A 6402-nucleotide genomic window follows, 5' to 3' on the forward strand; every position below is an offset into this window, starting at 1 on the left:
TCATCGGACAAGGAGTTCAAGTGTATCGTCTTTGTCTCGCCATCGATGGTCAGTGTGAAATCCCCTTCTGGCATGGAAGTGGTCGAATACTTGAATTCGTAACGGCCTTCCTTTACCGGGATCTCGCTTGTTGCGGTGATCTTCATATCAACAGTCGTTTCGTCAGGCTGGGCTTCGCCTGTCAGTTTTATCGAGTATGATCCATTGGGAACATTCGACATTGAATAGGATGCTTTTCCATTTGTGGCAGAGGGGTGACCTGCTGTAAGCCAGAACATGAGCTTTGCTTTGACCACCAGGTCCTCTACATTGTTCGCTTCTACAAGGAAGTTGTTCGGGCCTTCGGGGATGGCAACTTTACCAACATAATAAAGATATGTCCCATCTTCGACCGGGACGGTTTTAGTGAACACCATCTTTGCGGGGACCGAGCTTGTTGGTGAGTCTCCGGTCACGATGATCTCATCGCCAACGTTCGGGTTTGCAGGTGCTATCTCAAAAGCACCCGCGGAAGGTATCAATAAGAAAAGGCTTAGTGTGATGCACACAAGTAAGCATATTTTTGTGTTCTTGGTCATATGTACTACCAGCTAGTGAACTGCCACCCATTAAAATAGGTGGCTTCCTGCTTCATAGCCCAGACCAATGTCCGTGACTCCACAGGCTCCCTCCGTAGTCCCTACGGTGCTTAAATTCAAAATATTAATGGCGGCATTAACGTCTCTGTCAAGCTCAAGTCCACACTCTTGACATCTGTGAACCCTGACCGATAGACCTTTCTTGACGATGTTTCCACAGCTGCTGCATTTTTGTGATGTGTTGTATGGGTTAACCAATTCGACATACTTGCCAGCCTCTTCCGCTTTGCTTTTTGCCATCTGGATCAGTTGACCCCATGCAACATCATGTATTGATTTTGCAAAGTGATGATTTTTAACCATGTTCTTGATACTCAAATCCTCGAACACTATCCTGTCAAACCTGTTGACAAGAATCCTGCTCAACTTATGGTTAAAATCAATTCTTTGGTTATGTATCTTTCCGTGAATCTTAACAACTTTAGTTTTTTGTTTGAGCCTATTCACTGAACCTTTCTTCTTCTTGCTAAGTCTCTTTTGTTGAACTGCAAGGGATCTCTCTGACTTGCGGAAATAGGTAGGAGAATCGTACTGTTCCCCATTGCTCAGCGTGACACATGAGTTAAGCCCGACATCGATCCCTATGGATGTATTCGGATTGACCTTTTCGGGATTTGCACCCGTATCGACAGAGAACACTGCATACCACTGATCGGTTTCATGTTTGATGGAACACGTCTTGATCTACCTTCTATCTCTCGGTGCTGTTTGATTTTGATATTTCCGATCTTGGAAAGTTTCAGTTTAGTTCCTTCGATCTTAAAACCCGATTGAGGATATGTGAAACTGTTGTACCTGTCTTTTCCTTTGAACCTTGGATACCCTGGTGTTTCACCTGATCTGCACCGTCTGAAAAAAGCATCGAATGACTTTCCAAGTCTTCGCAATATATCCTGCTTGATCTGTGAGAATACTTCGGTATTGAATTCAAGGTACTTGACCTGAGTGATCTGGTCAAATGTCGTCAATCCTTGATTGCATCTGTCATACGCATTCCTTCTGTCCGCAAGAAACTCGTTATAGATGTATCTGCAAACATCCAGAGTTTTGACCAGAACGAGCTCCTGTTCTTTAGTCGGGTACAGACGGAATTTGTAGGATTTCCGCATATTGCAACATACGTTTTGATACTATTAATATATATCAGAAACAAGAGTAAATAACTATTTACGCAATTCATCCACCTGTTTCATCTTGCAGTTACACTGCAAGACATCCAGATTAATCTGGATGTTTTCCATGAAATGAAACTCCCATTAAATCTTTGATTTACTGCGAGCTTAAAAACAGTGGTCTTCTTGCTGATGAATTATAAAATTGTTATGTATATCCCTCTTTCTTTGACTTCATTACAATATACTTAAGGATTTCTGATATCTGTCAAAAAATCATGTAAGATCTATATTATGATATTATTTTATATGTCTGTTACATCTTAAACACTGTAATATGCCCTTCAAACATGTTTATATGGCATGAATAAAATGTAGGGGCATATAATATTAAAATATTGAAGAGAAATAAAGATGGCTGATAGGAATAAGGTTCCCGCTGATATAAAGATCGTTGTTTTACTGGTATCACTTACCTGTGCGTTCATACTGCTTCCGCCTTTGAGCGACACTGCTATTCGTACGATCCTAGGTTTGCCTATGGTTCTTTTCCTGCCGGGCTATGCACTTATTGCAGCTCTTTTTCCTAAGAAGGATGACCTTGACGGGATCGAGAGGGTGGCACTTAGTTTTGGTCTGAGTATCGCGGTGGTGCCTCTTATCGGACTTGGTCTTAATTATACCCCGTGGGGGATCAGACTATTGCCGATCCTGGTCTCGCTGTCGTTCTTTACTATTGCGATGTGCGTGGTGGCGGTGTTTAGAAGACGTGTCTTGCCAGAGGGTGAGGAGTTCAGCGTTCCGTTCAATGCTACCTATCTTTCTCTGAGGGAAGAGCTGTCAAGAAAACCGGACAACAGGCTTGACAGGGTCCTTTCGGTCATCCTTGTCCTGTCCATAATCGCTTCGATGGTGACCCTTGCTTATGTGGTGGTGACACCGAAGGAGGGTGAGAAGTTCACCGAGTTCTATATCCTTGGCATGGATGGTATGGCTGATGGCTATCCTGTGAATTTCACATTGGGGCAGAGCGGTAATGTGATCGTTGGTGTTGTGAACCATGAGTATGAAGTTACTGATTATTCCATGGGCCTATTGCTTGAGAACGGTTCGTCCTCTGTGGGACATGAACGGCTTTTCATGAGCCTTGGGCATAATGAGACCTGGGAGGAGGAGCTGTCATTTACGCCGGAGAGTGTCGGGGATGACATGAAGTTACAGTTCTTGCTCTATAAAGATGGTAATATGACGGTTCCATATAGGGACCTTCATCTCTGGATCGACGTGATGGAGAGCTAATATGGAGTCAGATGGTGAGTTCGTCACTATTGGTGAGGAGGGTATTCTTCAGAAGATCAGCGGCACAAGTGGCCTCAATATGGAGCTTTTGACGATAGCCATCCCTTCTATGGTGATCATTCTGGCCGAGCTTTCGTTGTTCCTGGGGCATACAAAGTTCTCTACATGGGTGCATATCATTTTGCTGCTGGTCCTGACCTTGTCGACCATTGTGATCAATGATGTGGACAAACAGTATTTGTTGCGTGCTTTTATTCTAATCTCCATGTTGCGGATATTGAATCTTTCGATGCCGGTTTTCTTTGATATGACATTATATACGTATGTGTTCGTCTATGCTCCTCTTTTGATACCTGCCTATGTTATGGTGAAGGGGCAGGAGCTCGATATGGAGTATCTGGGGATGAGTACGGCTATAAAATATTATTATTTGCCTGTTGCTCTGCTTGTAAGTCTGATCATTGCATTGGGCGAGTTCATGATCATCGAACCGGGATATCTTATTCCCGACCTTTCATTTTTCAACTTGCTTAAGCTCTCCCTGGTGATGGTAATGTTTGTAGGTTTTATTGAAGAGCTCATTTTCAGGGCGATATTGCAAACGAAACTGGAGGAGATCCTGGGTGATTATCGGGGTTTGCTCCTTGCAAGCATCCTTTTCGGAGTTATGCACTCCGGATATGGCACCCCCTATGAAATGCTTTTCACGGCTTTTGCAGGTCTGATGCTGGGTTATATCTATCAGAGATGCAGAAATCTCTTCCTTGTGAGTGTTACTCACGGTTTTATCAATGTGATCCTTTTCGGGATTCTGCCTCATCTAACGTGAATCCATGGGTATGAGAATGGAAATAAGTTCATCAGCATGAGCAGGAGACACCTTGCGTAAGCTGATGAAGGGGTTGAATGTCCTGCAAAAAAGATCGAGTGAAAACAGAAAGAGCCTGTGGACTTGTGAACAATAGTTCAAGGAATGGAGCAGGAAGCTCCGTCCGTAAGGGCGGAGTAGTTCACTACTTCAATCAGATTCAGACGATCTCTACAACTTTGAAGACGACAATTCCTGCGAATACAAGGAATAGTGGAAATATGCTCATGTCGAGGGATGCAGAAACGGATTTATTCCAGTATTTGGATGCCGATAGTATCTCTTTTGCAGACAGTAAGAATATAAGTGCTACCACCGCAAGCACGCCATATTCAGGTAATCCTATGCTTGTTGTCATTGATACCGCAGCGGATGATGCTGCACTTGAAACCATGCTTGTAATCATTATATGCCTCCTAAAACCATTTGAATAATATGTTGTATGCTATATATACCTTTTGAAATAAATTTTATTGAATAAAAAGAGACCGTGGACTACCACCCATTAAAGTGGGTGGCTTCCTGCTTCAAAGCCCAGACCACCGACCACACAAGCATCGATCCATCATAACACTTATGACATACGAACCCCCTTTTGCAGTCGATGGGACGAACAGCGGTAGGAGGAACCTTCGAATTCCTTCACGAGGGCCATATGGCACTGATCAGAAAAGCGTTCGAGATGGCGGAAGGCGATATTGTGGATATCTGCCTGACATCCGATGAGATGGCCAGACAGAAGAACAGGAACACAGGAACATCCCCGACATCAAGACCCGTAAGAAGAATCTGACCGCCTTTGTCGAGCAACTTGGCATACCCAAGAAAAGCTACAATATACAGACCCTGAAAGACCCTTTCGGCTCGACCCTTGAGGAAAACTACGAGTTCATCGTAGTACCCCCCGAGACCCACCCCGTTGCCCTGAAGATCAACGAGATAAGAAAGGGTACCTTAAGACCCGAAATAAAGATAGTGAACATCAACTACGTAATGACGGATGACGATGCTCCCAGATCGTCCACCCGTATCGGCCAGGGAGAGATCGATGTGCACGGCCATTTGAAGAGATCACAGGCTAAAAGTGAATGATGATGTTTGAAGAACAAAATCAAAATGTTGCTTTAGATAAGGAAAAACAACATTTTCTTAGAAATGAGCCTTCAAAACAGATGCAACATACTGTATATACACATCCCAAAAATCAAACCGATCAATTTAAATATATTTAGGCCCTTTGGAGCGAAAGGTGTGAAATTTGAGGTGTGTTGAAAAAACCTGCCCCGTATGCGGGAATAAGTTCGTTGTGGATAAGAGCGTGGCAGAGAGAGAGCTGTGTTGCACGCTCGGGTGTTGTTCCAGGGCTATGGAAGATGAAACGGAGAGCGTTGCTTTAGAAGTTTGACCTGTGAAGATCAACATTGATAAAAAGTCTTAAATGTCATTTTTAACTCAGTCAAGATGGAAGTTTTTCTTTGTTTTACTAGAAACTATTTTTGTTGGAATTGTTCATGGTACGAGAAGAAGTGATAGACGCCGGTACCATGTGGATTTGAATGAATTAATATAATAATCAAAAAACGAGACGTTGACAATGATTCCAATAGCAAAACCTGACATTGGTGATGAAGAGAGAGAAGCCGTATCTGAAGTCCTGGCTTCAGGGATGATCGCAGAAGGAAAACGAGTTGCAGAGTTTGAGAGTGCTTTTGCTGAATATGCAGGGGTTGAGTATTGCATTGCAGTTAATTCCGGAACAGCAGCCCTTCATGCAGCAATGCTGGCACATGGGATCGGAAAGGGTGATGAGGTAATTACCACATCCTTCAGCTTCATCGCAACCGCGAACACCATAATGTATACCGGCGCAAGACCGGTATTCGTAGACATCGAACCTGATACATTCAATATCGATACAAGTCTGATAGAGGATAGTATCACCAAAGATACAAAGGCATTGATGCCGGTACACCTCTACGGCCATCCGGCAGAGATGAAAGCCATAACTGAAATTGCAGAGGATCACGATCTTATCATTATTGAGGATGCATGCCAGGCCCATGGTGCAACCTACCATGGAAAGAAGGTAGGTTCCTTCGGAACAGGTGCATTCAGTTTCTATCCCACAAAGAACATGACAACCGGTGAAGGTGGCATGATAACCACCAATGACAGCGAAGTTGCCAGAAAAGCAAGGATGATTCGTGCACATGGATCTCAGCAGCGTTACCTGCACGAGATGATCGGATATAACCTGAGGATGACAGATATTGCGGCTGCTATTGGTTTGTCTCAGCTCAAAAAGATCGACAGGTTCAACTCTGCACGCCAGAAGAACGCATCCCTGCTCTCAGAAGGGCTGAAAAACATACCGGGGGTCACTGTTCCAACTGTCAGGAACGGATGTGAACATATGTTCCACCAGTATACCCTAAGGGCAGACAACCGTGATGAGCTGGTTACAAAGCTGAACCAGAGTGGTATC

At 43.9% G+C, this 6402-nt stretch carries 7 protein-coding genes and 1 pseudogene; 4 read left to right on the forward strand and 4 right to left on the reverse strand.

Annotated features, from left to right (window positions below):
- From QAS77_RS09670 to QAS77_RS09680, 3 genes and pseudogenes are all read right to left on the reverse strand, one after another.
- Positions 1-578, reverse strand: a pseudogene (locus tag QAS77_RS09670) (PGF-pre-PGF domain-containing protein); the annotation flags it as partial.
- Positions 579-608: 30 nt separating this feature from the next.
- On the reverse strand, positions 609-1277 hold the full coding sequence (locus tag QAS77_RS09675; protein WP_305065236.1) for an RNA-guided endonuclease InsQ/TnpB family protein: 669 nt from the start codon (positions 1275-1277) through the stop codon (positions 609-611).
- Complete coding sequence (locus QAS77_RS09680) at positions 1220-1747, reverse strand: RNA-guided endonuclease InsQ/TnpB family protein (RefSeq protein WP_305065238.1); 528 nt, start codon at positions 1745-1747, stop codon at positions 1220-1222. The genes QAS77_RS09675 and QAS77_RS09680 overlap by 58 nt, the downstream gene beginning before the upstream one ends.
- A 417-nt stretch (positions 1748-2164) precedes the next feature.
- Here QAS77_RS09680 and QAS77_RS09685 point away from each other — a divergent pair, with 417 nt between their 5' ends.
- Both QAS77_RS09685 and QAS77_RS09690 read left to right on the forward strand, forming a co-directional pair.
- The gene (locus tag QAS77_RS09685) at positions 2165-3049 is read left to right on the forward strand and encodes a DUF1616 domain-containing protein (RefSeq protein WP_305065240.1); all 885 of its coding nucleotides are present in this window, start codon (positions 2165-2167) and stop codon (positions 3047-3049) included.
- A gap of 1 nt (position 3050) precedes the next feature.
- Positions 3051-3878 carry a CPBP family intramembrane glutamic endopeptidase gene (locus tag QAS77_RS09690; protein WP_305065242.1) on the forward strand — a complete coding sequence of 276 codons (828 nt, stop codon included), beginning with the start codon at positions 3051-3053 and terminating at the stop codon, positions 3876-3878.
- Between the two features lie 199 nt (positions 3879-4077).
- Here the strand turns inward: QAS77_RS09690 and QAS77_RS09695 are convergent, their stop codons facing one another.
- Positions 4078-4323, reverse strand: a complete 246-nt coding sequence (locus tag QAS77_RS09695; RefSeq protein WP_305065245.1) for a hypothetical protein — start codon at positions 4321-4323, stop codon at positions 4078-4080.
- A gap of 198 nt (positions 4324-4521) precedes the next feature.
- Here QAS77_RS09695 and QAS77_RS09700 point away from each other — a divergent pair, with 198 nt between their 5' ends.
- A complete protein-coding gene (locus QAS77_RS09700; RefSeq protein ID WP_305065247.1) occupies positions 4522-4710 on the forward strand; it encodes an adenylyltransferase/cytidyltransferase family protein in 189 nt (62 codons plus the stop codon).
- An 801-nt stretch (positions 4711-5511) separates the two neighbouring features.
- Positions 5512-6402 (forward strand): DegT/DnrJ/EryC1/StrS family aminotransferase (locus QAS77_RS09705; protein WP_305065249.1); only part of this gene is annotated, 891 nt, incomplete at its 3' end.

Source organism: Methanococcoides sp., from assembly GCF_030594565.1.
Lineage (GTDB): Archaea > Halobacteriota > Methanosarcinia > Methanosarcinales > Methanosarcinaceae > Methanococcoides > Methanococcoides seepicolus.